Annotated in this window: 22 protein-coding genes, 1 tRNA gene and 1 pseudogene; 18 read left to right on the top strand and 6 right to left on the bottom strand. The window is 58.2% G+C overall.

All coding sequences use genetic code 11. The annotated features are described in order from the left end of the window. The 3 genes from L6966_RS10005 to L6966_RS09995 all read left to right on the top strand — a co-directional run. Positions 1-1010, top strand: a 1010-nt coding sequence (locus L6966_RS10005; RefSeq protein WP_237233313.1) for a S8 family peptidase, incomplete at its 5' end; no start/stop codon positions are given. Positions 1011-1143: 133 nt separating this feature from the next. Continuing rightward, positions 1144-2529: an NAD(P)/FAD-dependent oxidoreductase gene (locus L6966_RS10000; protein ID WP_083093196.1), complete on the top strand. Its 1386-nt coding sequence runs from the start codon at positions 1144-1146 to the stop codon at positions 2527-2529. A 64-nt stretch (positions 2530-2593) separates the two neighbouring features. Then, positions 2594-2667 (top strand) — tRNA-Leu (locus L6966_RS09995). A gap of 210 nt (positions 2668-2877) precedes the next feature. Here the strand turns inward: L6966_RS09995 and L6966_RS09990 are convergent. Then, positions 2878-3379, bottom strand: a pseudogene (locus L6966_RS09990) (IS110 family transposase); the annotation flags it as partial. 164 nt (positions 3380-3543) lie between these two features. Between L6966_RS09990 and L6966_RS09985 the strand changes: the two are divergent. The 4 genes from L6966_RS09985 to ilvA all read left to right on the top strand — a co-directional run bounded on the left by L6966_RS09985 (position 3544) and on the right by ilvA (position 8209). Then, positions 3544-4437, top strand: coding sequence for an HAD hydrolase family protein (locus L6966_RS09985; protein WP_237233312.1), 894 nt, complete (start codon positions 3544-3546; stop codon positions 4435-4437). 108 nt (positions 4438-4545) lie between these two features. After that, complete coding sequence (locus L6966_RS09980) at positions 4546-5457, top strand: Bax inhibitor-1/YccA family protein (protein ID WP_237224093.1); 912 nt, start codon at positions 4546-4548, stop codon at positions 5455-5457. Positions 5458-5668: 211 nt separating this feature from the next. Continuing rightward, complete coding sequence (locus L6966_RS09975) at positions 5669-6928, top strand: AI-2E family transporter (RefSeq protein ID WP_237233311.1); 1260 nt, start codon at positions 5669-5671, stop codon at positions 6926-6928. Between the two features lie 24 nt (positions 6929-6952). Further along, on the top strand, positions 6953-8209 hold the full coding sequence (ilvA, locus tag L6966_RS09970; RefSeq protein ID WP_237233310.1) for a threonine ammonia-lyase: 1257 nt from the start codon (positions 6953-6955) through the stop codon (positions 8207-8209). A 112-nt stretch (positions 8210-8321) separates the two neighbouring features. Here ilvA and greA read toward each other — a convergent pair whose 3' ends face one another. Continuing rightward, positions 8322-8822, bottom strand: coding sequence for a transcription elongation factor GreA (gene greA, locus L6966_RS09965; protein WP_083093210.1), 501 nt, complete (start codon positions 8820-8822; stop codon positions 8322-8324). A gap of 185 nt (positions 8823-9007) precedes the next feature. Further along, on the bottom strand, positions 9008-9415 hold the full coding sequence (locus tag L6966_RS09960; RefSeq protein ID WP_083093213.1) for a DUF4307 domain-containing protein: 408 nt from the start codon (positions 9413-9415) through the stop codon (positions 9008-9010). Between the two features lie 156 nt (positions 9416-9571). On the opposite strand from L6966_RS09960, the gene mca reads away from it, so the two are divergent. Beyond that, complete coding sequence (gene mca, locus L6966_RS09955; protein ID WP_083093216.1) at positions 9572-10531, top strand: mycothiol conjugate amidase Mca; 960 nt, start codon at positions 9572-9574, stop codon at positions 10529-10531. An 89-nt stretch (positions 10532-10620) separates the two neighbouring features. After that, the gene (locus tag L6966_RS09950) at positions 10621-10962 is read left to right on the top strand and encodes a hypothetical protein (RefSeq protein ID WP_180377901.1); all 342 of its coding nucleotides are present in this window, start codon (positions 10621-10623) and stop codon (positions 10960-10962) included. Positions 10963-11040: 78 nt separating this feature from the next. On the opposite strand, the gene trhA is transcribed toward L6966_RS09950, so the two are convergent. Then, positions 11041-11781: a PAQR family membrane homeostasis protein TrhA gene (trhA, locus tag L6966_RS09945; RefSeq protein ID WP_237233309.1), complete on the bottom strand. Its 741-nt coding sequence runs from the start codon at positions 11779-11781 to the stop codon at positions 11041-11043. Positions 11782-11961: 180 nt separating this feature from the next. On the opposite strand from trhA, the gene L6966_RS09940 reads away from it, so the two are divergent. Genes L6966_RS09940 through L6966_RS09930 form a run of 3 tightly spaced genes read left to right on the top strand, consistent with a single transcriptional unit; the run spans position 11962 to position 13802 of the window. Further along, positions 11962-12723 carry an isoprenyl transferase gene (locus tag L6966_RS09940; RefSeq protein ID WP_237233308.1) on the top strand — a complete coding sequence of 254 codons (762 nt, stop codon included), beginning with the start codon at positions 11962-11964 and terminating at the stop codon, positions 12721-12723. 2 nt (positions 12724-12725) lie between these two features. Then, complete coding sequence (locus tag L6966_RS09935) at positions 12726-13262, top strand: prepilin peptidase (RefSeq protein ID WP_237233307.1); 537 nt, start codon at positions 12726-12728, stop codon at positions 13260-13262. A 60-nt stretch (positions 13263-13322) separates the two neighbouring features. Continuing rightward, the gene (locus L6966_RS09930; protein WP_083093225.1) at positions 13323-13802 is read left to right on the top strand and encodes an NUDIX hydrolase; all 480 of its coding nucleotides are present in this window, start codon (positions 13323-13325) and stop codon (positions 13800-13802) included. A 10-nt stretch (positions 13803-13812) separates the two neighbouring features. Here the strand turns inward: L6966_RS09930 and L6966_RS09925 are convergent, their stop codons facing one another. Together L6966_RS09925 and L6966_RS09920 are read right to left on the bottom strand one after the other, a co-directional pair. Next, positions 13813-14316: a MarR family winged helix-turn-helix transcriptional regulator gene (locus L6966_RS09925; protein ID WP_083093227.1), complete on the bottom strand. Its 504-nt coding sequence runs from the start codon at positions 14314-14316 to the stop codon at positions 13813-13815. A 160-nt stretch (positions 14317-14476) separates the two neighbouring features. Further along, positions 14477-16066: a GntP family permease gene (locus L6966_RS09920; protein WP_237233306.1), complete on the bottom strand. Its 1590-nt coding sequence runs from the start codon at positions 16064-16066 to the stop codon at positions 14477-14479. A gap of 447 nt (positions 16067-16513) precedes the next feature. Here L6966_RS09920 and L6966_RS09915 point away from each other — a divergent pair, with 447 nt between their 5' ends. The 6 genes from L6966_RS09915 to L6966_RS09890 are packed head-to-tail and all read left to right on the top strand — an operon-like array spanning position 16514 to position 22431. Beyond that, positions 16514-17725: a homogentisate 1,2-dioxygenase gene (locus L6966_RS09915; protein ID WP_237233305.1), complete on the top strand. Its 1212-nt coding sequence runs from the start codon at positions 16514-16516 to the stop codon at positions 17723-17725. Further along, positions 17725-18582 carry a hypothetical protein gene (locus L6966_RS09910; RefSeq protein WP_237233304.1) on the top strand — a complete coding sequence of 286 codons (858 nt, stop codon included), beginning with the start codon at positions 17725-17727 and terminating at the stop codon, positions 18580-18582. The genes L6966_RS09915 and L6966_RS09910 overlap by 1 nt, the downstream gene beginning before the upstream one ends. Before the next feature lie 5 nt (positions 18583-18587). Then, a complete protein-coding gene (locus L6966_RS09905) occupies positions 18588-19820 on the top strand; it encodes a fumarylacetoacetate hydrolase family protein (RefSeq protein ID WP_237233303.1) in 1233 nt (410 codons plus the stop codon). A 59-nt stretch (positions 19821-19879) separates the two neighbouring features. Then, positions 19880-20569, top strand: coding sequence for a CoA transferase subunit A (locus L6966_RS09900; RefSeq protein ID WP_419721891.1), 690 nt, complete (start codon positions 19880-19882; stop codon positions 20567-20569). Position 20570: 1 nt separating this feature from the next. Next, positions 20571-21224 carry a CoA transferase subunit B gene (locus tag L6966_RS09895; protein ID WP_237233301.1) on the top strand — a complete coding sequence of 218 codons (654 nt, stop codon included), beginning with the start codon at positions 20571-20573 and terminating at the stop codon, positions 21222-21224. Continuing rightward, the gene (locus L6966_RS09890) at positions 21214-22431 is read left to right on the top strand and encodes an acetyl-CoA C-acyltransferase (protein WP_237233300.1); all 1218 of its coding nucleotides are present in this window, start codon (positions 21214-21216) and stop codon (positions 22429-22431) included. Before L6966_RS09895 ends, L6966_RS09890 begins: the two co-directional genes overlap by 11 nt. Positions 22432-22459 lie beyond the last annotated feature (28 nt).

Genomic DNA, 22459 nt, shown 5'->3' with positions numbered 1-22459 from the left:
GGGAGGGGCTGGGCATCGAACCTGAGCACGGCACCCTGGTGGCCTCTCTGATCGCCGGGCACGGGCACACGGACGGGACTACCCCGGCTAACCCTGAGCAGCCCGGCGCCCCCGCAGGCATGATTGGTGTGGCTCCAGAGGCCACCATTTTGCCTATTTCCCTGGAACTGGGTACCACCGGCACCCGCTCCGTGGACGAGCAGATACCCGACGCCGTGCGCTACGCGGTGGATAACGGGGCCGACATCATCAACCTGTCGGTGGGTTCAGACAACACCTCCTGGCCAGAATCGTGGGATTCGGCTTTTGCCTACGCCGAAGAGCGGGGGGTGCTCCTGGTGGCCTCTGCTGGCAACCGCGGGGCCGGGCTCACCCAGGTGGGTGCACCCGCCACCATGCCCGGCGTCCTCACGGTCGGTGGTGTTGATCAGAACAGGCAGGACTCGCAGTCATCGTCCTCGCAGGGAATCTCAATTGCCGTCTCAGGGCCCAGCGAGAGCATGATTGGGGCTATCCCCTCGAACAGGTACGCAACCTGGTCGGGGACCTCTGCTGCCGCCCCCATCGTTACGGGCCTGGCAGCCCTCATCATGGAAAAATACCCTGATCTGACTGCCAATCAGGTGATTCAGCGCATCATCTCGTCAGCGGACGAGGCCGGTGAGCCGGGCCGCGATGCCCTCTACGGCTACGGAATTATCAACCCCGCCGCAGCCCTTGCCCCAGACACACCGCACGATACCGACACCAACCCGCTTGGATCTATGAGTCACTGGATTGCTGTGCACCGCAAGAACACACTCACACCCACACCCGCATCTGATGAGACGCCCGTACACCAGGTAGGTGAAACTATCACTGAAGCGGCCGCCCCCACACCCGTACGCCCCGTTGAAGATTCGGGGGTTCTGCCTTTCATCGTTCTGGCAGCCTTCGCCCTTTGGGTAGCTATCATCACTTTCGGTTCGATTCACCAGCTCACCCGCGTCATTCAGCGAAGCCGCCGTTGAGGTCAGACCGGCAGGGCAGGCTCACAGCAAACACCGAGCCCAAAAATATGCTTAAACACCGTAAAAGTGGCAATATAAGCATGGAGACTTTTAGCCGGAGCACCGGCAGCACACCAACAGGAAGTTAACTCGCATGGCATTCAATAAGATTGCACAGGACCGGCCCCGCGTCCTCATCGTCGGCGGCGGCTACGTCGGTTTCACCGTCGCAAAGAAAATTCAGAAGGTCATTAAGGAATCCGGCGGTGTCGTCACCGTTGTCGACCCTAACCCCTACATGACCTACCAGCCCTTCCTGCCCGAAGTGGCTGCGGGCTCTATGGAAGGCCGTAACGCCACGGTGCCGCTGCGCCAGCACTTGCGCGACTCAGAGATCATTGGTGGCCGCGTCATTGGCGTTAACCATGCCACCAAGACGGCGACCATTGAGCCCATCAACGCCGGTGAGCCCTTTGAGCTGACCTACGACGAAATCGTTCTCGGTGCGGGTGCCGTTACCCGTGCCTTCCCCATTCCCGGTCTGGCTGACGTAGCCATCGGCATGAAGACCGTTGAAGAAGCGGTTTCCGTTCGCAACTGGGTTCTCGAGCGCATCGAGATTGCTTCTTTGAGCATTGACGAGGACGAGCGCCGCCGCGCCCTGACTTTCGTTATTGTTGGTGGCGGTTTTGCCGGTGTTGAAACCATTTCAGAGCTTGAAGATATGGCCCGTGAAGCGGTCAACCGCAATGATCGTCTGCGTATCTCAGACCTGCGTTTCGTGATGGTTGAGGCCGCTCCCCGCATTATGCCCGAGGTTCCTGCTGACCGTGCTGAGAAGGTCGTTGCTGAACTGCGTTCCCGTGGTATTGAGGTTCTTCTCAATACTTCTCTGTCGGATGCCACTGACGGACACCTGCAGCTTATTAACATGGGCGATAAGTCGCCGGCCGGTGAACTTGATACTGACACCCTGATCTGGACCGCCGGCGTTGCCGCGGCCCCCGTGCTGGCGGATACTGATTTCCCCATTGACGAGCGAGGCCGTGTTCGTGTGCAGGCTGACCTGCGTGTAGCGGGTGACGATGGTGTTATTGAGGACGCTTGGGCTGCTGGCGATAACGCTGCTGTTCCCGATCTTTCGGGTGGCGGCGTGGGCGGTTTCTGCGTCCCTAATGCTCAGCACGCCTCCCGTCAGGCTGTGAAGCTGGCGGAGAATTTGCTGGCTAAGCGCCGTGGTGAGGCCCTGACTGACTACTACCATGAGACTCTCGGCGTTGTTGCTGGTTTGGGCCTGTGGAAGGGTGTGGCTAATTTCAAGGGGAAGACTATTGGCGGGCCTATCGCCTGGATGATGCACCGCGGCTATCACGGTGTGGCTATTCCCACGATTGAGCGCACCGCCCGTGTTATGGCTACCTGGGCTCTGAACCAGGTGTTTGGTCGCGATACTTCGTCGATTCGTCACCAGCGTTCGCCGCGCCGTGCTTTCCAGCAGGCCACGGGTACCGCACCTGAAAAGACTAAGGCAAGGCTCTAGGCTCTTTTCTGGTATAAATAAAGAGGTGTTTGGTGCCTGCCCGGGAGGGCGGGCGCCAGCCCAGGCCCCTATAGCCCAATTGGCAGAGGCAGAGGACTTAAAATCCTTGTGTTCTCGGTTCGAGTCCGAGTAGGGGCACACAGAGGAGGCTATGCCATCATGCGCGGAGCGCTGGCATAGCCTCCTCTGTGTGCCCCTGGCGTTAAAAAATTGCCCCGGTGGGGCGATTTTAGCCAGTTTGATAGGGGTGAGTGGCGTCATCATGCGCGGAGCGCTGGCATAGCCTCCTCTGTGAGGCTTATTCAAAAGTAGGAAGCCACCCCACACTCACCAACTAGACAACGGCCCCAGATGCGGATGAATCTGGGTGAGAAAACCGCGTAAACGGTTAGAAACAGCGGTGGCCTGCGTTGCTAAGTCGTCATCGAATCCGCAGAGCATAGATAGTTCTGCTGTGGTTTCTTCGGCCACTGTAATACCGTGCAGGGTATGGGGCATGGTGTGGGCTGTTTCTTCCGATGATGTAGGCGTCCCGGGCGTCTGTTTTGGCTTCACCGGGGTGGAGGTCGGCTACTCTGCGCATGGTCAGACCTGGTAGGTATGCAACCTGGATTTCCATATCTTGTGCGATAGCTACCGGTAGGGCACCGGTGGTTTTGGGTTGGTCTACTACTAACAGAACAGTTCCTTGGGCGCTGAGTTTGGTAAGGAGTTCTCGGATTTTGGGTTCTGATTGGGGTAGGGGTTTGTCCCAGAGTTTCTTACCTGCTGCATCTAGGGCTGTGGCGTGGTGGCTGGTTTTGCCGACGTCTAAGCCGAGGCAAATGCCTAGGAACAAAACCCGGGGCACTTCAGTGAGGCTGTTGAGGCTACTACTGAGTGTTTTGCTGGGTTTAAGGGGAATCCGGGGTCGGCTGTTGTTTACCCCGGTGAAAAGGATCAACCCCAGCAAATGATAGTCACCAAGAACAAACCTGAACTCCGGGCAGGCAGGTAGCCAGTAGAGTTAAAACCATGACAAAACCCCACCTTTACGCTGTAGACCTCGACGGAACCCTGCTCAGTAGCCATAAGACCTATAAGCACGATCAATTTGATCGTGTTCTGAATCTTCTCGCCCAGCAGGGCTCCTATCTAGCGGTAGCAACGGGAAACCAGATGCCGAAAATTGAGCAGTATATGGCTGGGCATGAGCACCATGAGAACCTCTACTACATTGCAGAGAACGGTGCCATTATCCATAATCAGGGCAATGACCTAGCCCTGTGGGGATTCACCCCAGAGCTGGTTCAGCAGTCCCTGGCTGCCCTAGATGCCTTCCCGGCTCTGGGTATTATTCTTTCTGCCCGGCACCACTCCTATGTGCCTACAGATCGTCTCAAGATTATCTCTGACCGTGTGCACGAGCAGGTCAGCAAGGTCGGCGTTGAACTTCCCGGCTACGACCCGCAGAATCCCATCACCGCCATCCGTCCTTTTTACCCCAACGCGGTAGCCACTGATGACCCAGCCGCCATCACCGATACCATCGTCAAAATCGCCCTCAATTCTGACCCTACGGAGGGTATTTACGATACTATTGGGCGCCTTCACCAGTCACTTCCCGCTGGCATCGCAGCGACGTCCAGCGGCTTTGGCGCCATCGACCTCATTCTTGCTGGCAATCATAAGGGCCACGGTCTGAGCTGGCTGGCAGGCCACCTCGGTATCGATATGGCAGAGACTACGGCTATCGGTGACTCTGGCAACGACCTAGAAATGTTTCAGGTGGCGGGCCGGTCCATTGCGATGGAACATTCTGACCCGACCCTAGCGCCCCATACCGATGTGACGATTGGTTCTAATGATGACGGAGCTGTGCTCAACTTCCTTGAGACAGAACTGACCGGTGCCTATACACACAGGTAAGCGCCCTGAGCTGTGCTCTCTTCCAGAGAAAAAGTGGAGAAAAACTGACTGTATCCGATAGGGTAGAAGCAGCATTATCCCACGACTATTTACTAGGAGAACACAGCCGTGGCAGGTAACCCCCTGATTAACAAAATGACGAAGCCTGCGGGAGACCCGCGCTTTGGTCAGTTCGGAGCCGGTGGAACTACCACCGCCAACCCCTACGGGCAGCAGAACCCCTATGCCCAAGGCCAGGCCCCCTACGGTACCTACCAGCCTGGTCAGCCAGGCCAGTACGCAGGCCAGTACGGCCAGCAGCCCTCGGCTGATGAGCTGAACCAGATGTACAACGCCGGTACCGCCACCCCGGCTGATACCAATCGCCTGACCATTAACGATGTCATTATGAAGACCGCCCTTAACCTGGGTCTGGTAGTCGTCGGTGCCGCCGTTGCCTGGTACGTACCCGCTTTGATGTTCGTCGGTCTGCTTGGCGGCCTGGTGCTCGGTATCGTCAACGCGGTGAAGAAGAAGGTTTCGCCCGCCCTGGTCATGGCCTATTCAATCATGGAGGGCCTCCTGGTCGGTGGTATCTCCCGCATGTTTGAAGCCTCCTACCCGGGCATCGTGGTGCAGGCGGTTCTGGCGACCGTCATCGTGTTCGCAACCATCCTGGGTCTTTACTCTTCGGGTAAGTTGCGTGCTACGGCCAAGCTGACCCGCTTCTTCATGGTTGCTACCATCTCGTACGCGGTTTTCTGCCTGGTCAACATGGTCACTGCCATTTTCTTCGACTTCAACGCTCGTAGCGTTGAGGTCATGGGCATCCCCCTGGGGCTGATTATCGGCCTCTTTGCCGTGCTTCTGGCCACCTACTCCCTGCTACTGGATTTCACACACGCCTCCGAGGCAATCAAGATGGGTGCCCCCGAACGGGAGTCATGGCGCATCGCCTTCGGCCTGGTCGTTTCACTGGTCTGGCTCTACATTGAGATCCTGCGCATCCTCTACTACGTGCGCTCTATGGCAGATAACTAAATCACTCTGCTAGATAAGCGAGGGCAGAAGCACCGGCTGGGTGCTTCTGCCCTCATTCTTTGCCCTATGGGGGGAGTCACGAGGACGACGAGAGAGGTGCTCCCACCGGGCCATTTGTACCCCCTCAGTCTGCGCGAGTTTGGTCACGCCCTGACCGCGATTCGAACTGTGGGGCACCACAAAAGCAAGTAAACGTGGGAAGATAGAGAGCATGAGTGCCAATATCCCTGATTCACCCCAATTTAAGCCGGGGCCTGTTTCTGACAGCCACGTGCCTTTTGCCCTGCAGACTGCCGCTGCCTGGGCTTGGCGCCTGATGATTGTTGGAATTGCCGGCGCAGCTCTGTACTGGATGCTGTCTAAAGTTTCTCTCATTGTCATTTCCGTAATGATTGCGGCTCTGCTGGCGGGCCTGCTTTCCCCCGTAGTCTATTTCTTCCGCAGGAACCGTATTCATGCGGGTATAGCTACCGCTATCACAGAGCTTGGCCTGATTGTGGGGGTCATAGGGCTCCTTGCTATGGTCGGCCAGCAGCTGACCTCCGGTTTTTCCTCCCTCTCCGACCAGGTCATTGAGGGCTGGAATCAGCTGGTTGCCCTGCTCAACAACCTGCCCATCGATTTGGGCGCTGATCAGATTGACCAGTACATCAGCCAGCTACTCACCACCTTGCAGGCCAACACCTCCAGCATTCTCGATGGAGTTGCTTCCGTTGGTTCAACCGCTGCGGACCTCGGCACCGGTCTGGTCATCGTTCTCTTCACCCTCATCTTCTTCCTGATGGAGGGCGAGCGGATTTGGCTCTTCGTCGTTAAACTTTTCCCCCGAGCCTCACGTCGAGCAGTGAACGGCGCGGGCCGCCGGGGCTGGAAGTCTCTGGTTTCCTACGTGCGGGTTCAGGTCTTTGTGGCCGCAGTGGACGCGGTGGGCATCGGTCTCTCCGCCTTCTTCTTGGGAGTGCCGCTGGCATTGCCACTGGGCGTCCTTGTGTTCCTGGGATCCTTTATACCCGTAGTGGGCGCACTGCTCACTGGCGCTATCGCCGTCCTACTGGCGCTGGTAGCTAACGGCCTTGTGAACGCGCTGATTATGCTGGCTATGGTTCTGATTGTGCAGCAGATTGAATCTAATATTCTGCAGCCACTGGTCATGGGCAAGGCAGTATCCCTGCACCCGCTGGCTGTGGTCATCGCCGTGGTTGGTGGTTCCATACTGTACGGCATCGTAGGTGCGCTCTTCGCGGTGCCTGTACTGGCCGTGGTCAATACCATCATCAGGTATCTGGCGGGCCGTGAATGGGAAAACGATCCAGACATCCGTGAAACAGCGTTCCTCTACCCGCACGAAATCAGGCGACGGGAGAAGAAGGACATCGCCGAGAAGGTGAAGGAACGTCTGAACCGTATTAAGGAAGCGGAAAAAGCCGACGAAGATGCCCTAGAAGCCATCAACAACGGCGCTCAGAAATAAGATATAAGACAAGACGAGGTAAAGATGCAAGCACCCGCCCCGGTAGAGCTTCCCGTGAGCGTCGGTCAGATTGAAGACGCAGCCCGCCTCCTTGACGGCGTCATTGAACGTACCCCCGTTGCGCACTCCCGTGCCCTCAGCGAGCAACTGGGCTCTGAAGTCTATCTCAAATGTGAGAACCTGCAACGCTCGGGGTCTTTCAAGGTGCGTGGCGCCTACGTGCGCATGGCCAAGCTCACCGAAGCGGAGAAGGCCGTGGGCGTAGTGGCGGCGTCGGCAGGCAACCACGCCCAAGGTGTTGCCCTGGCAGCTTCCCGCCTAGGTATCGCCGCCCGTATCTACATGCCCCAGGGAGCTGCCCTACCCAAGATCGCCGCTACCAGAAGTCACGGGGCCGAGGTAATCTTGCACGGTATAAACGTGGACGAGGCCCTGGCTGAGGCCAAGCGCTATGCCAAAGAAACCGGCGCTGTCTTTGTGCATCCCTTCGACAACGCAGATATCATCGCGGGCCAGGGCACCCTGGGACTAGAGATCCTGGAGCAGGTGCCGGACGTTGACACCATCCTGGTCGGCGTGGGTGGCGGGGGCCTGCTGGCAGGTCTCTCCATTGCGGTACGTTCACTGGAACAGAAGCTGGGCAAGAAGATCCGCATTATCGGGGTGCAGGCTGAGCACGCGGCGGCCTACCCGCCCTCCCTGGCCGCTGACGCCCTGGTGCCGCTCAAGAAGGTTTCAACCATTGCGGATGGCATCGCGGTGGGCCGCCCCGGGCAACTTCCCTTCACCATCATCAAGAACCTGGTCGATGATGTACACACGGTTTCTGAGGACGAAATAGCCCGCGCCCTCATCTTCCTCCTTGAACGCAACAAACTGGTCGTTGAACCGGCAGGCTCCGTGCCGGTGGCGGCGCTGATGAGCGGTTCACTGGCTGAGTCCTACGGCGACCTGGGCACCACCGTTTGTTTGCTCTCGGGTGGCAACATTGACCCTATGCTCATGCTCAAGGTGATTCAGCGAGGCCTGTCAGCTGCCGGCCGTTATATGACCGTCAAACTCATGCTCAACGACCGCCCCGGCGAGCTGACTACTATCTCACGCATCATCTCAGAGCACGACGCCAACGTGACCGGGGTAGACCATACCCGCTTGGGCGGTGCGCTCTCCATGGGTGATGTCTCCATCACCATCGACATGGAGACCAAGGGCGTAGACCACTGCAAGGAGGTCATCGCAGCCCTGGAAGCTGAGGGCTATAAGCCAATCGTTGTGTACTAAGGAGATTCTGTGTCTGAATCTTCCGGTCAAGATAAACCGAAGCCCGGGCGTCCGTACCCCACAAAAGGGGAGAAGGACGACCGGGCTTCGGTCATATCTGCCGGTGGCTGGTTTAGCCCTGGAAGGGCTTAGCGGAGACAATCTTCACGGGAATTTGCTGACCGTTCGGGGCCTCGTAGGTCAGCTCGTCGCCCACCTTGTGGCCGTAGATGGCGGCACCCATAGGGGACTTTTCGGAGAAGACCTGAAGGTCGGAGCCGCCGACCAGAGTATCGGCCACTTCGCGGGAGCCTAGCAGAAAGGTCATGGTCTTACCTGCGATTTTGGCTTCAACGACCATGCCGGATTCGACTACACCATCATCAGCAACGGGCTGATCAGAGACCACAGCAGTCTCTAGTAGGTGCTTGAGCTGGGCTATACGGCCTTCGTTCTTGCCCTGTTCCTCGCGGGCCGCGTGGTAGCCGCCGTTTTCCTTGAGGTCACCCTCGTCGCGGGCAGCTGAGATGCGGTCAATGATTTCCTGGCGGTAGGGGCCTGAGAGGTACTCAAGCTCTGCCTGGAGCTTGTCGTAGGCCTCCTGAGTGAGCCAAGCGCCTTCGTTTTCAGTCATGGTGTACTCCCTTGAAAGAAGCGGTGTACTGCCGGGAGGGCAATTGCACCGCGTGAGTTGTGATGGCAGACCCGCAAGAGGTCAGGGTGCTGCCGTGTGCGTTTCTGCTTAGTCTACCCAGGTGCCTTGCATGAGATGCCACTTTACCCCGGTAGAGAAAACCTGCGGTGGGCGGTCGGGGCTATCTAAGCCTTCCAACAGGTGTCGACGGTGACGGTGGTGGCCTCACCGAGCACACGCAGGTGCACGGTCTGCACCGAGATGCCATTACCCTGATCATCTGCGTAGGGGCCGATCGCCACCTCCTTCCAACCAACCGGAGCGCCAGCGGTGTTGAGGGCTTTAATGGCGCAGATGGCTGTATCTTCAGCTCTCTTGCTGACCTCGAAGGTCAGCTGCACCTCGTCGGAGCTGGTGAGCTCAAACCCTACGTCGCGGCCTGAGGGCTGGTCACTATCGGCTGACTGAACCCAGAACACAAAGGCTACCCCCGCCAGCACTGCGCAGGCCGTCAGCACGTACCAGAAGTACTGGGGCAGGGGCCTACGCTGCGGCTTAGCGCCGTAGCGAGTGGAGAGATGGGTATCGGTCATGCAGGACCAAACCTTTCAGCCTGGGTCATACAGGGTCACAGGGGAGCGGCCAGCTCCTTGGGGGCGGGTAGAATTGACGCGTGTGTATGCACGGGTGTCTTCACCTTACGATACCCCAAACACTGAGACCGTCACCCAGTTCCATGGAGTTTTCGCATGAGCGTCACCGATTCACCCACCTCTGGCTACGACCCTGCCCTGGTAGCACCACTAGATCATGACTACACCGGCCTGCGCATTCTTGCGGTTCATGCTCACCCAGACGATGAATCTTCGAAGGGGGCGGCATCAATGGCGGCCTATGGGGCGCGCGGTGCCCGCGTGATGGTGGCCTCAATGACCGGTGGGGAACGCGGCGATATTCTAAACCCTGCCGTCGACTCCAACCCCGCTGCCCACCGTGATCTGCCGGGGGTGCGCCGCCAGGAAATGAAGCAAGCCGCTGAGATTCTGGGTATCGAGCACCGCTGGATTGGTTTTGTGGATTCAGGCCTGCCCGAGGGTGACCCGCTACCGCCGCTACCTTACGGTTCGTTTGCGTCCCTGCCCTTGGAACAGGCCGCAGCGCCACTGGTGCGCCTGGTGCGTGACTTCAAACCCCATGTGATTCTCACCTATGACGAAATTGGTGGCTACCCCCACCCTGACCACATTATGACCCACCGGGTCTCTATGGAGGCTTTCGAAAAAGCAGGCGACCCCCGGGCCTACCCCGGTACCGGTGAACCCTGGCAGGTTGCAAAGATTTACTACGACCGGGCCTTCAACATGGATCGTATGCTGGCCTTCCATAGCTACTTTGAGCAAGCGGGGCTGGAGTCGCCCTTCGCCCGCTGGGTTGCTATGGCCCTGGAGGAGGACGCTGAAGGTCACCGCCCCCCGGTCTCCCGCCACCAGACCACCACCCGCATCGCATCCTCAGAGTTCTTTGAGAAACGCGATCAGGCTCTACACGCCCACGCCTCACAGGTACCGCCGGACTCCATGTTCTTCGCGGTCTCGCCCGAGGTGCAAAGCAAGATTTGGCCCTTTGAAGACTACGTTCTGGCTCACGCCCGTGTGCGCACCGAACTGCCCGAAACCTCCTTCTCTGCCGGAATCGACTTCAGACGATAAGGACGCCGGGCCTGGCCTTTCTGCGTAGAATAGACAGTGCGTGCCACCAGGCTCCTGCCCGTACACCTAACTTCGAGGATTCACCGACCGTGTCAGCACTGAACCTGTCAGAACTTACTCTGCGCGCCGCTGAGGCGACCCCGACCGTGATTACCACGGTCAACCCCGACGGCTCCTTTCGCGGTTCCCCGGGTATCGTTGGCTTTCTGGTCACTTTCACGCTGGCTGTGGTCATCGTCCTGCTGGGCCTTGACTTGACTCGCCGAGCCCGCCGCCTACGCTACCGGAGCGAATACGCGATTGCCCGCGAGGCTGAGGAACGCGCTGCTGCTCAAGCAGCGGCTGAGGGTAAGAAAGTACCCGAGCAGGCTCAGCCCACCGTACGTGACGAGGCGGTCGTGGCCCAAGACCACCTGCGGCGGCCCCACTAGGGGCTGTTAGGTAAAGGCTGGTACGGCAACGGGGAACCGAACCCGGTGATGGCGGTTCCCCTGCGTTTAACGGTGGGGTTAGACAAAAAGAGCGACGACGACCGCGATATAGTGCTGAATAAAACCGAGCACGGTGAAGACGTGAAAAAGCTCGTGGAAGCCAAAAACATGAGGGGCTATGTCCGGGCGTTTAGTGCCGTAAAAGACCGCACCGGCAATGTAGGTGGCTCCACCGGTTGTGATGAGCACGGTGGCAGTGGGGGAGACCTGCCAGAAGTCACCCAGGTAGAAGACCGCCAGTAGGCCCATGACCACATAGATGGGTGTGTAGAGCCAGCGGGGGGAGCTCGTCCAGAAAACACGGAAGAGGGTAACAGACAGGGCGCAACCCCAGATACTCCACAGGAGGATTACCTGTCTGCTACCCTCAAGCAGAGTGAGCGCGATGGGGGTATAGGTGCCGGCGATGAGCAGGGTAATGTTGGCGTGATCTAGACGTTTGAGAATCATGCGAGCTCGGGCAGGCCAGTAGCCGCGATGGTAGATGCCCGAAATGCCAAAGAGGAGCACCCCGGTCAGAGAAAAAATTGCGCACGCGACTCCTACCGGCCCTCCTCCCGAGAGCACAATGAGCACGATGCCTGCGATGAAGGCAAGGGGTGCGAAGCCCGCATGAATCCAGCCGCGCAAGAGAGGTTTACCGTTGGTGCGATAGAAGTCGATGATTTCGCGTTGCACATCGGTGATTCTCTCAATGACGCCCGAAACCGAACTCACGGGCCTGGGAGTTGCCGGTGAACGGTGAGCACGTGAAGCCATATATGTAGTATGCCAGCTCAACAGATGAAGAGAAATAGTTGCCCAGGCCCCTATGGTCGGGTTCCCTGCCCACTACCAGCCCCTGAAGTTAGGCACCTGTACCTGGCTGGATCACCTGCCCAAGCAGGTAATATAAAGAAAGCGATCACGTGATTTCACCCGACCTACCAGGAGCAGCACATGAAGCTACCGCAGCCGCTGTATTCGGTGTATGAGCGGTCCCTGATTTCTGCAATTCCCGCAGAGAAGCTGCCCCAGCACATCGGCGTGCTCGTTGACGGCAATCGCCGCTGGGCTGCCCTGCTGGGCGAAAGCACTAAGCACGGGCATGAGGCCGGTGCCGCCCGGATTATCGAATTTTTGGGCTGGTGCACCGAGCTTAAAATCCCCATGGCCACCCTGTACATGCTCTCTACCGAGAACCTCAAGCGCGCTAGCGACGAACTCAATGACCTGGTTGAAGTGATTGAGGCTTTCGTGGAGCGTCTGGCAGCGAGCGGTATCGCCCGGGTGCGCCCGGTAGGTCAGCTTGAATCCCTCCCCGGCAGTCTCCGTTCGGCTTTTGAAGTAGCCGTTGAGCAGACCGAGCACGTGCAAGGCCTCCAGGTAAATATTGCGGTGGGGTACGGTGGCCGCCAGGAAATCACGGACGCTGTGCGCGGCCTGCTCCGTGAGGCCGCAGCCGCCGGGGTTGGGCTTGAGGAGCTGGCCAGCAGCGTCACCATTGACGATATTTCCCGCCACCTCTATACCAGCGGTATGCCAGACCCAGACTTATTGATTCGTACCTCGGGTGAGCAGCGCCTCTCTGGGTTCATGACCTGGCAGTCGGCCTACTCCGAGTTCTACTTCTGTGAGGCTCTGTGGCCTGACTTCCGCCGTGTTGATTTTCTGCGTGCCCTCCGCGACTACGCCCAGCGGCAGCGCCGGTTTGGCTCCTAGGTATGCTGGGGCTGATTGTAGAGCTGGCAGCTCAGGGCCTTGTGGGGCGCTGGCTGTCGGCTACAGCCGCTATTCTGCTGGCATGGGTGTTTGGCTACTACCTGGTGTGTGCTGTGCGGCTCTGGAGCATTGATGTGCGGGAACACCGGCTACCGGATCGCATTGTTCTCCCCATGTATCCCCTGATCGGCCTGCCCCTGCTGGCCGTTATTCTACTGGTGAGCGAGAATAGTTTTGCTGCGGCCCGGCAGAGCGCCTACTGCGCCGTTATTATGTTCGGTAGCTACGGTCTGCTGCGGCTGGCCTCTCGCGGGGCACTCGGGCTGGGGGACGTGAAACTTGCCGGGGTTCTGGGGCTACTGCTGGGTTTCTTCTCACCTTTGAACCTGCTGTGGGGAAACCTGCTCATTTTTTTGAGCGGTGGGCTCTTCTCCCTCTACCTCATCGCCCGCCGCAGGGCCACCGCTCAAACCCATATCGCCTTCGGCCCCTTTATGCTGCTAGGTACCACCATCGCCCTCTTCTTCCCCGCTACCTAGCTAGCCATGCACGGCCTGCTGCGGTCGTCCGCTCCGGTAGCTGCCTCACGAAAGGAAAATATGCCTACCCCACAATTTATTACCGACCTGCGGGCCAAAATTGGTTCTGACATGCTCTGGCTCTCGGGTGCTACAGCGGTGATTCAGCGCGAGAACGGTGACGTTTTGCTTGTGCGCCGTAGCGACACCGGGGCTTGGACGCCGGTGACCGGCATCGTTGACCCCGGCGAGAACCCGGCTCTTACCTGCCTGCGAGAGGCCGAAGAAGAAGCCGGTGTGGAGATTGAGGTGATGGGTTTTGCCCAGTTGAGAGCAGATCCGCCCATGACCTTTGATAATGGGGATCGTTGCCAGTTCCTCGACCATACCTTCTACTGCCGCTATGTTTCGGGGCAGGCCCGGGTGAACGACGAAGAGTCGAGTCAGGTGCGGTGGGTGCCGGTTGAACAGCTACCCGACTATTGCAGTGAGCGCATGCTCGATAGAATTGATGCCGCCCTGCACTGGCAGAGCGGCGCCCGATTTTTTATTGAATCGTAGCACTAGCCTGTTATTTATCGGCCGCTATCTTGCGTAGGAGCTCAACTAGAACGGTGCGCTCTACCGGTGTGAGCTTCTCAGCCCATCGGGCTTCCGCCGCGTTCTGCTGGCTGAAAATACCTTCGATAAAGCCGGTACCTCGGTCTGTGAGTTCCAGGAGGGTGCCACGCCCGTCATCGGGGTCTTTGGCCTTGCTAATGAGCCCTTTTGTCTCTAAGGGCTTGCTGATGTTTGATACAGCAGCCCTTGTCATGCCGGTGATGTTCGCTAGGTTGCTGGCCGAGGTTGAGCCAAGGTTCCATAGCGCGAAGAGCACTCGGTAGGCCGCCCAGGAGCTCCCGACCGGCCGGTGTACGGTGGACTCGAAATCGTGGGTGATGGCAACTGAAGCGCGGTTGAGTGACATGGCCAGGAGCGTTGCGTCAGCATTGACGGGCTCCTCTAAACGACCGAGATTCTCGGTGACCTGGTCAATGAAAGACCAGTAGGTGTGGTTACGGGGTGATGGTTCCATATCTTTAAGATTACTTGTTCTCTGATTTAGCGATGAAACATTTCATGATTCACAAGCCAGTATCTGCTAGCGGCACTCATGATATTCGCTTAAAACATGACATATAAGGAGCAGGGCAGACCATCGACTGTTCTGCCCTGCTCTGCATAGTCTAGATGTCTTAGAAGGCACCCGGTAGAGCGAGGCTCAGACCTAGTACCGTGAGAACTCCGGCGAAGGGAACAAGAACGGTCACTACGCCAATGTCTTTGTAGCCCTGCCGGTGGGTCATGCCGCAGACCAGTAATAGAGTCACAATAGCGCCGTTGTGGGGTAGCGAATCAAAGCTTACCGAACTCATCGCAATCACACGGTGCATCACCTCTGCGCTGATACCTGCAGTGGACGCTAGCTGGGAGAGCTGATCTCCGAAAGACTGCATCGTAATCGATAGGCCACCCGATGATGATCCGGTAATACCCGAGATAACTGCTGTTGCAATAACGCCGATAATGAGTGGGTTGTCACTGACGTTGAAGAGCGAGTCCTTGAGCAGAGCGAAGACCGCAAGTGAAGCGATTACTGCGCCGTAGCCCACCTCACTCGCGGTGGTAAAGGCCGGTAGCACCGCGTTCCGTGCACCCTCATTGAGAGAGTTAATGTAATCCTTGGCCTTCGATGGCTTGAGGGCAAAGATAAGAATTCCAGCAATAACCAGCGCCACGGTCACAGACCACACACCCAAGACAGCCTGAAGGGTAGTTGCTCCAAACTTCTCTTCTGAGAGGTAGGAGGTATCGAGACGGGGCGCAACGAGATAAACGAATGCAGCGTTGACACTGACTACCACCAGAACGGGCAAAAGTCCTAGTAGTCCGCGTGATGCTAGCGAGCCGCGCTCGCTAGCGGCTCCGCCGATGAGCGGGGCGGGGCGTCCTTGCATCGACATGCGAGCAGAAACGCTAGTAGCGGTGGCGATTGCGGCATCTGCGCTGGCTGCGGTTCCTGACGCCTGCGCATCGGGTGTGGTTGCTCCGGTAGGTACGGGAGGGTTGGCACCGTATTTCACATCAGCATCGTTGTCGATGTCTGCTGGACGGTCGGGGTTGTCGTTGGTGATGGAGAAGTCGATGAAACCCTCACCTGCTTTCTGTAGCTTGTGCTGGCGCCAGGTCAGCCAGGCTAGACCCAGGGAGAAGGTGACAGCTGCACCGATAACGCCAAGTAGCGGTGCGGCAAATGTTGTAGTGCCGAAGACGCGGGTGGGGATGGCATTGTGAATTTGGGGTGATCCAGGTAGGGCGGCCGTGGCGAAGGTGAAGATTCCGAGGGCGATAGCTGCTGGCATCAGGCGCATCGAAATGTTGGCGTGCTTAAAGAGAGGCTTGGCAATGGGGACGATGGTGAAGGCGATAACCCAGGCACTGACACCGCCGTAGGTGAGTAGGGCGGTGACAACGGTGGTTACCAGAATTGCACGCTTGGGGCCAAAAATGGTGGGAATCCAGCGTGCGATATCTTCAGCGTAGCCTGAGACGGTCATAAGTCGACCGAAAATAGCTCCGGCGAGGAAGAGCGGGAAGAAATTGATGAGGAAGGTGCCGAGTGCTGGCATGAATATTTGTGTGTAGGAAGCCAGCAAGGGGGCTCCGGAAAAGAGAACGGCGATAAGAGCGGCAATGGGCGCAAGCGCGATGACGGAGTGGCCGCGATAGGCCAGCCAGATGAGACAGACAAGGGAGAGAATGACCCCGATGAAACCCAAGAGCATAACAATCTCCTAGCGGATGAAAGGGTGGAAGTGAGAAGTGGTAAGTGAGGGCGTGAAGTGATTCCTTGTGTGAGTCAACAGCCCTCATCTATAAATAGATGAACTAAATTTGGTTGTGATTGTCTAATCATACAGCATGGTTGGGGAGGTGTAAATCACTTTTTGTGTGAAGTTTATGTTGGCGTGGATGATGTTGGGTTGAGGTCTTTTGTCCATGTGAAAGCAGTTTTCTGAGAGATTTATGCCACCTGTTTTGTTACGCTTTGGCTATGGTGTGTCGCTGTGGTTGAAGTTTCTGGGTGGAAACTTATGTTGCTCTGAAAATATTTTTGGTTCATTGCTTGACAACTTTTGAAGGGTTGACTAGGGTGATGTACACCATAGAAAAACGGCTCGGACGCCTCGCTGATGAGATTTGCCGGCCTCTTGAGACAAAGGATTACGATTATGCCTTTCTACACACAGGTAGGTGAACTCCCCAAACACCGCCATACCGCCTTCCGCGACGCAGGCGGCAAGCTCTACTATGAAGAGCTCATCGGCGAAGAAGGCTTCTCCCTAGACTCATCCCTGGCTTACCACAAGCACATCCCCTCAGCCCTGGTGGATGTTCGCCCCTGGGAGCTGCCCGATCAGTCTCTGATCCCTAACGACCCCCTACTGCCGCTTCACCTAAAGCTGCATGATCTCACCTTTGAGGGGCAAGATGGCAAAGTCGATGCAGTCCGTCACCGCCGCCTGGTGATGGGTAACAGCGACGTACGTCTTTCATACGCACTGGTCAACGCCACCAGCCCCCTCTATAAAAACGGTGTAGGTGATGAATGCGTCTACGTTGAACGCGGTTCTGCCCTAGTAGAGACCATGTTCGGTGCCCTCGAAGTATCTCAGGGTGACTACATCATCATTCCCCGCGCAACGATCCACCGCTGGGTGCTCCGTGATGGCGAAGAAGCTCGTCTTTACTTTATTGAAGCCAACTCCCATATCGCCCCGCCCAAGCGCTACCTTTCTCGCTACGGCCAGCTCCTGGAACACGCTCCTTTCTTTGAGCGTAACTACCGCATTCCCACTGAACCCCTACTGGCTGAAGGTCAGGACGTAGAGGTCTACATTAAGCACCGCGGCCACGGGCCTTCCGGTATCTCGGGGTCAGTGCACGTGCTCCCCGAACATCCCTTCGATATTGTGGGCTGGGACGGCTGCCTTTACCCCTTCGTCTTTAGCGTCTACGACTACGCTCCCATTACCGGTAAACTACACCAGCCGCCACCGTCCCACCAGGTCTTTGAGGGGCACAACTTTGTGATTTGCAACTTTGTGCCCCGCAAGGTCGATTACGCTGAGGGTGCCATCCCGGTTCCCTACTACCACTCCAACGTTGACTCAGACGAAGTCATGTTCTACGTTGAGGGCAATTATGAGGCTCGTAAGGGCTCGGGTATCAAGGAGGGGTCAATCTCCGTACACCCGGCAGCCCACCCCCACGGCCCCCAGCCCGGAGCTATGGAAAGTTCAATCGGCACCGAGTACTTCGATGAACTGGCCGTCATGGTCGATACCTTCCAGCCCCTTCTGCTCGGTGAAGCTGGTTTAGCTGCTAACGACCCGGCCTACAAGTCGTCTTGGACCGGCGGTCGTTGGGTTGGCGAGAAGTAATGACAGAAGCGATCTTCCACAAGTTCTTCGATGATGCCGCTGTTTTTCCTCCCGGGCTCGCTCCTCTGGACCGGGCAGTGCAGGAACACATACAGCGTTCACACGACGCTGTGGCAGATCGGTTTGTGGGCCCGCTGGTTTTACCCTTCAGCTCTATCGCTGAAGCTGCGAAGCTGGCGGGCTCCGAGCCCATCGACATTAGTGCGGTGGGCACAGCCGATCAGTTACAGGAACTGCGCCAGCTTCTTGCCCAAGGAATTGCTCCATCAACAATTGTCGGTGCGGAGCTAAAAACCGGCCAGTTATCTGCTGAAGGCGCCCTGGAAGAAGCAGCGGCACTCAAGCGAGAGCACCCCGACCTGGACCTTTACCTTGAACTGTCGTATGAGCAGGTAACCGACCAGATGCTGAGCTCGCTGGCAGATCAGGGGATCAGCCTTAAGTTCCGCACAGGTGGGGTGACCGCTGACCTTTTCCCGAGCAGTGAGCAGGTTGTTGACGTCATGGCTCTGGCTCTTGAGCACGGAGTGCCCTTCAAGTTCACCGCTGGCCTTCACCGGGCTATGCGTTATACCGATGAAGTTACCGGCTTCCAACACTTTGGGTTTGCCAATATCGCAGCAGCTATAGATACCCTCCAGCGAGGAGGCGACAAGCAGGCGGCACTTGCGGTGCTGGAAAGCGATGATCAGGACGCCGTGGGGCAACACATCACCGCCCCCGATACGATCTGGCGGGAGGCCTTTCAATCATTTGGTACCTGCTCGGTACCTGAGCCCACCGAGACACTGCATCGTATGGGACTGATGAGCCCTGAAACCGTACAACGACTGACCATTACACCGGAAGGAAAGTAACCGCTATGAGCTACGCCCAGACACATTCAACGCAGGGGTTTGGCCTTGAGAACCTGCCCTACGGCTCATTTTCCGCTGACGGAGGGAAGACCTTTCATCTGGGGGCGCGACTGGGTGACCGGGTACTTAACCTGGGTGAGCTCTCAGCCGCTACCGGAAACCTCTCAGAGGCAGCAGCAACGGCAGTAGCCTCGTCTAATCTCGATGCCCTGCTCCAGCAGGACGCTAGCGTATGGGCCGAGGTGCGCTCCTGGCTCGTCGACACTCTGACCGAAGTCGATGAGCAGACCGTCCACGCTACCAGCTTTGCGGTGGATGAGGTCACCTACCAGCTAGCTTTCACCCCGGCAGACTACGTCGATTACTACGCTTCTGAACACCACGCAACTAACCTGGGGCATATGTTCCGCCCACAGGAAGAGCCGCTGAAACCCAATTGGAAGCACCTGCCGGTGGGGTACCACGGGCGCTCCGGTAGCATCCGCGTGTCAGGTTCTGACATTGTTCGCCCCAAGGGTTTGCGCCCGCCCCAGGACGGAGGGCTGCCGTCCTACGGCCCCGAACAGCGTCTGGATATCGAAGCCGAATTGGGTTTTGTGTTGGGTGGGTCAGCCCCTAAGGGCGAAGTAGACCTAAAAACCGCAGCTGACTCCCACCTCTTCGGGGTTTTTCTCTTCAACGACTGGTCAGCACGCGGAATTCAGAACTACGAGTACGTTCCCCTGGGCCCCTACCTGGGCAAATCTTTTGCCTCAACGGTCGGTACCTGGGTCGTTCCCTGGGCCGCCCTGCAAGAAGCTCGTGTTGCTACTCCTGAGCGCACCTACCCCCTGGCGTCCTACCTCGATGACTCTGAGGCGGAACCCTACGGCCTCGATATCACCTTCGGCGTTACCGTCAACGGCGAAGTGGTCTCGCGCCCGCCCTATAAGTACATGTACTGGTCAGCCCCTCAGATGGTGGCGCACATGACCGTCAACGGAGCCCCCCTACGCCCCGGCGACATGTTTGCCTCGGGTACGATTTCCGGCCCTGAAAAGGACGAACGCGGCTCCTTCATCGAGCTGTCCTGGGGAGGCAAAGAGCCCCTCACCCTGGCTGATGGGCATGAGATGACCTTCTTAGAGGACGGTCAGCTCATTGGCCTCACCGCTACCGCACCCGGCCCCGAGGGAAGCGTCATTGACTTTGGCGACTGCCTGGGCACCATCGTCCCGGCAACCGGTGACCTGAAGTAAAGGAAGCAGCTATGAGCGAGCAGAACACCAAGGTTTACGAAGGCAGCCTCACCGAGCTGATGACTGAACTCATCAAGGACGGCGACACCCTCGCCGTGGGTGGGTTTGGCCTTTCGGGTAACCCCTTCGACCTTATCGATGCGGTACGAGACTCCGGGCGAACCAATCTCACCGTAGTGTCAAACAACATGGGTGTGGATGGGCAAGGCCTCGGTGTTCTGCTGGAGGGGCGACAGGTATCAAAGGTGCTTTCGTCGTACGTGGGGGAGAACAAGCTCTTTGCGCAGCTCTACCTCTCGGGCGAACTCGATGTTGAATTCAACCCCCAGGGTACTCTCGCAGAGCGGCTGCGAGCGGGCGGCGCAGGTATTCCCGCTTTCTACACCGCAACCGGTGTCGGAACCGTGGTCGCAGAGGGGAAGCCTACGGCTGAGTTTGACGGTAAAACCTACGTCTTAGAGCGCGGCATTGTTGCCGATGTTGCCCTGGTACACGCCGCGATTGGCGATGTCTCTGGCAACCTGCGCTACCGCCGAACAGCCCGTAATTTCAACCCCCAGTGCGCAGAGTCAGGGCGGATCACTGTAGCCGAGGTTGAGAGCATCGTCCCCCTGGGCGAGCTAGACCCCGATGATGTGATGACACCGGGTGTGCAAGTTGATTACATCGTGCAGGCCTCACCCCGTAAGAAACCAATTGAACAGCGCACTGTTCGCCCCCGGACCGAGCGCCCAGCGAAGGGAGAATAAGATGCCCTGGACACGCGATGAGATGGCAGCCCGAGCTGCCCTCGAACTGCCGAACGGTTCCTATGTCAATCTGGGTATTGGTATCCCCACCCTGGTAGCTAACCACCTGCCTGACGACGTCCGTGTGATGCTGCAGTCAGAGAACGGAATTCTGGGAATGGGCCCCTTTCCCTATGAGGGGGAGGAGGACGCTGACCTCATCAATGCGGGTAAGCAGACTGTGACCCTGGTGCCGGGTGCCGCTATTTTTGACTCCGCTACCAGTTTTGCCATGATTCGCGGAGGTAAGGTTGCCACCGCCATCTTAGGAGCCATGGAGGTTTCTGAAACGGGTGACCTTGCCAACTGGATGATCCCCGGCAAGATGGTCAAGGGTATGGGTGGAGCTATGGATCTGGTTGCCGGTACTCCGCGCGTGATTGTACTGACCGACCACGTGGCAAAAGACGGTTCTCCCAAGCTCAAAAAGCGGTGCGACCTGCCATTGACCGGTGTGGGAGTGGTAAATCGTATCATTACCGACCTTGCTGATTTTGATGTTACTGAAACCGGTCTGGTCTTGACGGACATGGCACCTGGCGTTACCCTCGAAGAAATTTATGAGAAAACCGACGCGACCTTTACCCTTGCAGAAGGACTTGACCATGCAAACTAGCAACAAAGACGTTGTCATTATCGGCGCTGCCCGCACACCCCAGGGCAAGATTATGGGAGCTATTTCCTCACTGACCGCCGTAGAGCTAGGGTCAATTGCCCTAGACTGTGCCCTGCAAGGGGCAGACGTTACCCCTGAACAGGTAGATGCCGTGGTCTTTGGCCAGGTGGTGCAGGCGGGTGCGGGGCAGAACCCCGCCAAGCAGACCGCCCGCGCTAGCGGCATTCCTGTTTCCACCCCGGCAGTGACGGTCAACAGCGTCTGTCTATCGGGTCTGCGAGCAGTGATGGATGCCGCCCGCCTGATTCGTGCCGGCGAAGCGACCGTTGCCGTAGCAGGTGGTCAGGAGTCTATGTCCCAGGCCCCCTTCCTGTTGCCGGACTTCCGATCCGGCAGGGTTTTTGGTGCTGCCGGGGTGCTCGATGCCGTTGAACGTGACGCCCTCACCGACGCCCAGAGCGGAGAGTCTATGGGGCTGCTGACTGAGGGGGCTAACGCGGATTTCGAGCTGACTCGCCAGGAGCAGGACGCTCTTGCGGCTGCTTCACATCAGCGCGCGCATGCCGCTGCGGCAGCAGGTCTTTTTGAAGCCGAGATTGCCCCGGTTCAGGTGCAAGGACGCCGCGGTCAGGTTACCGAGGTCACCGCCGATGAGGGGGTGCGCGAGGGCACCACGGTTGAGGTTTTGGCAAAGCTGCGACCCGCTTTTGAGAAGGAGGGCACCATTACCGCCGGGAATGCCTCTCCGCTTTCTGACGGGGCAGCAGCCCTGGTGCTCTCCACCCGAGAATTTGCCGAAGAAAACGGGATCAAGCCGCTGGCGACCGTCCTTGCCTGGGCTAATACGGCAGGCCCCGAGAACGTGTTGCACTACCAGCCCTCTCGCGCTATTGCAGCTGCCCTTGACAAGGCGGGCCTCACAGTGGCCGACCTTGACCACGTTGAGATTAACGAGGCCTTTGCGGCAGTATCGGCGGTGTCTGCCCGCGAGTTGGGCCTGGATGCAGAGAGGGTGAACCCCCACGGCGGGGCGATTGCCCTGGGGCACCCGGTGGGGGCTTCAGGTGCCCGCCTGGTGGTGCACGCGGCTCACGCCCTGAACCAAACTCCCGAGGCTACCTACGCGGCGGTGGCCCTCTGCGGTGGCGGTGGCCAGGGAGATGCCCTCATCCTTCGCGCAGAGAGGCTTATTCATAAGGGTAGATGAAACAAGCTCACAGCGAGCGTGAGCCTGC

Origin of the sequence: Rothia nasisuis, from assembly GCF_928381405.1 — a bacterium.
Taxonomy (GTDB): domain Bacteria; phylum Actinomycetota; class Actinomycetes; order Actinomycetales; family Micrococcaceae; genus Rothia; species Rothia nasisuis.
Note: the sequence above shows the minus strand (reverse complement) of the source record. Positions and strands in the feature narration are given on the sequence as shown.

Excerpts from the sequence above, each read along its gene's own strand:
- L6966_RS10000 (WP_083093196.1), top strand. The coding sequence starts at position 1,144 with ATGGCATTCAATAAGATTGCACAGGACCGGCCCCGCGTCCTCATCGTC.
- L6966_RS09985 (WP_237233312.1), top strand. The coding sequence starts at position 3,544 with ATGACAAAACCCCACCTTTACGCTGTAGACCTCGACGGAACCCTGCTC.
- L6966_RS09975 (WP_237233311.1), top strand. The coding sequence starts at position 5,669 with ATGAGTGCCAATATCCCTGATTCACCCCAATTTAAGCCGGGGCCTGTT.
- ilvA (WP_237233310.1), top strand. The coding sequence starts at position 6,953 with ATGCAAGCACCCGCCCCGGTAGAGCTTCCCGTGAGCGTCGGTCAGATT.
- greA (WP_083093210.1), bottom strand. The coding sequence starts at position 8,822 with ATGACTGAAAACGAAGGCGCTTGGCTCACTCAGGAGGCCTACGACAAG.
- L6966_RS09960 (WP_083093213.1), bottom strand. The coding sequence starts at position 9,415 with ATGACCGATACCCATCTCTCCACTCGCTACGGCGCTAAGCCGCAGCGT.
- mca (WP_083093216.1), top strand. The coding sequence starts at position 9,572 with ATGAGCGTCACCGATTCACCCACCTCTGGCTACGACCCTGCCCTGGTA.
- trhA (WP_237233309.1), bottom strand. The coding sequence starts at position 11,781 with ATGGCTTCACGTGCTCACCGTTCACCGGCAACTCCCAGGCCCGTGAGT.
- L6966_RS09940 (WP_237233308.1), top strand. The coding sequence starts at position 11,962 with ATGAAGCTACCGCAGCCGCTGTATTCGGTGTATGAGCGGTCCCTGATT.
- L6966_RS09935 (WP_237233307.1), top strand. The coding sequence starts at position 12,726 with ATGCTGGGGCTGATTGTAGAGCTGGCAGCTCAGGGCCTTGTGGGGCGC.
- L6966_RS09930 (WP_083093225.1), top strand. The coding sequence starts at position 13,323 with ATGCCTACCCCACAATTTATTACCGACCTGCGGGCCAAAATTGGTTCT.
- L6966_RS09925 (WP_083093227.1), bottom strand. The coding sequence starts at position 14,316 with ATGGAACCATCACCCCGTAACCACACCTACTGGTCTTTCATTGACCAG.
- L6966_RS09920 (WP_237233306.1), bottom strand. The coding sequence starts at position 16,066 with ATGCTCTTGGGTTTCATCGGGGTCATTCTCTCCCTTGTCTGTCTCATC.
- L6966_RS09915 (WP_237233305.1), top strand. The coding sequence starts at position 16,514 with ATGCCTTTCTACACACAGGTAGGTGAACTCCCCAAACACCGCCATACC.
- L6966_RS09910 (WP_237233304.1), top strand. The coding sequence starts at position 17,725 with ATGACAGAAGCGATCTTCCACAAGTTCTTCGATGATGCCGCTGTTTTT.
- L6966_RS09905 (WP_237233303.1), top strand. The coding sequence starts at position 18,588 with ATGAGCTACGCCCAGACACATTCAACGCAGGGGTTTGGCCTTGAGAAC.
- L6966_RS09900 (WP_419721891.1), top strand. The coding sequence starts at position 19,880 with ATGACTGAACTCATCAAGGACGGCGACACCCTCGCCGTGGGTGGGTTT.
- L6966_RS09895 (WP_237233301.1), top strand. The coding sequence starts at position 20,571 with ATGCCCTGGACACGCGATGAGATGGCAGCCCGAGCTGCCCTCGAACTG.
- L6966_RS09890 (WP_237233300.1), top strand. The coding sequence starts at position 21,214 with ATGCAAACTAGCAACAAAGACGTTGTCATTATCGGCGCTGCCCGCACA.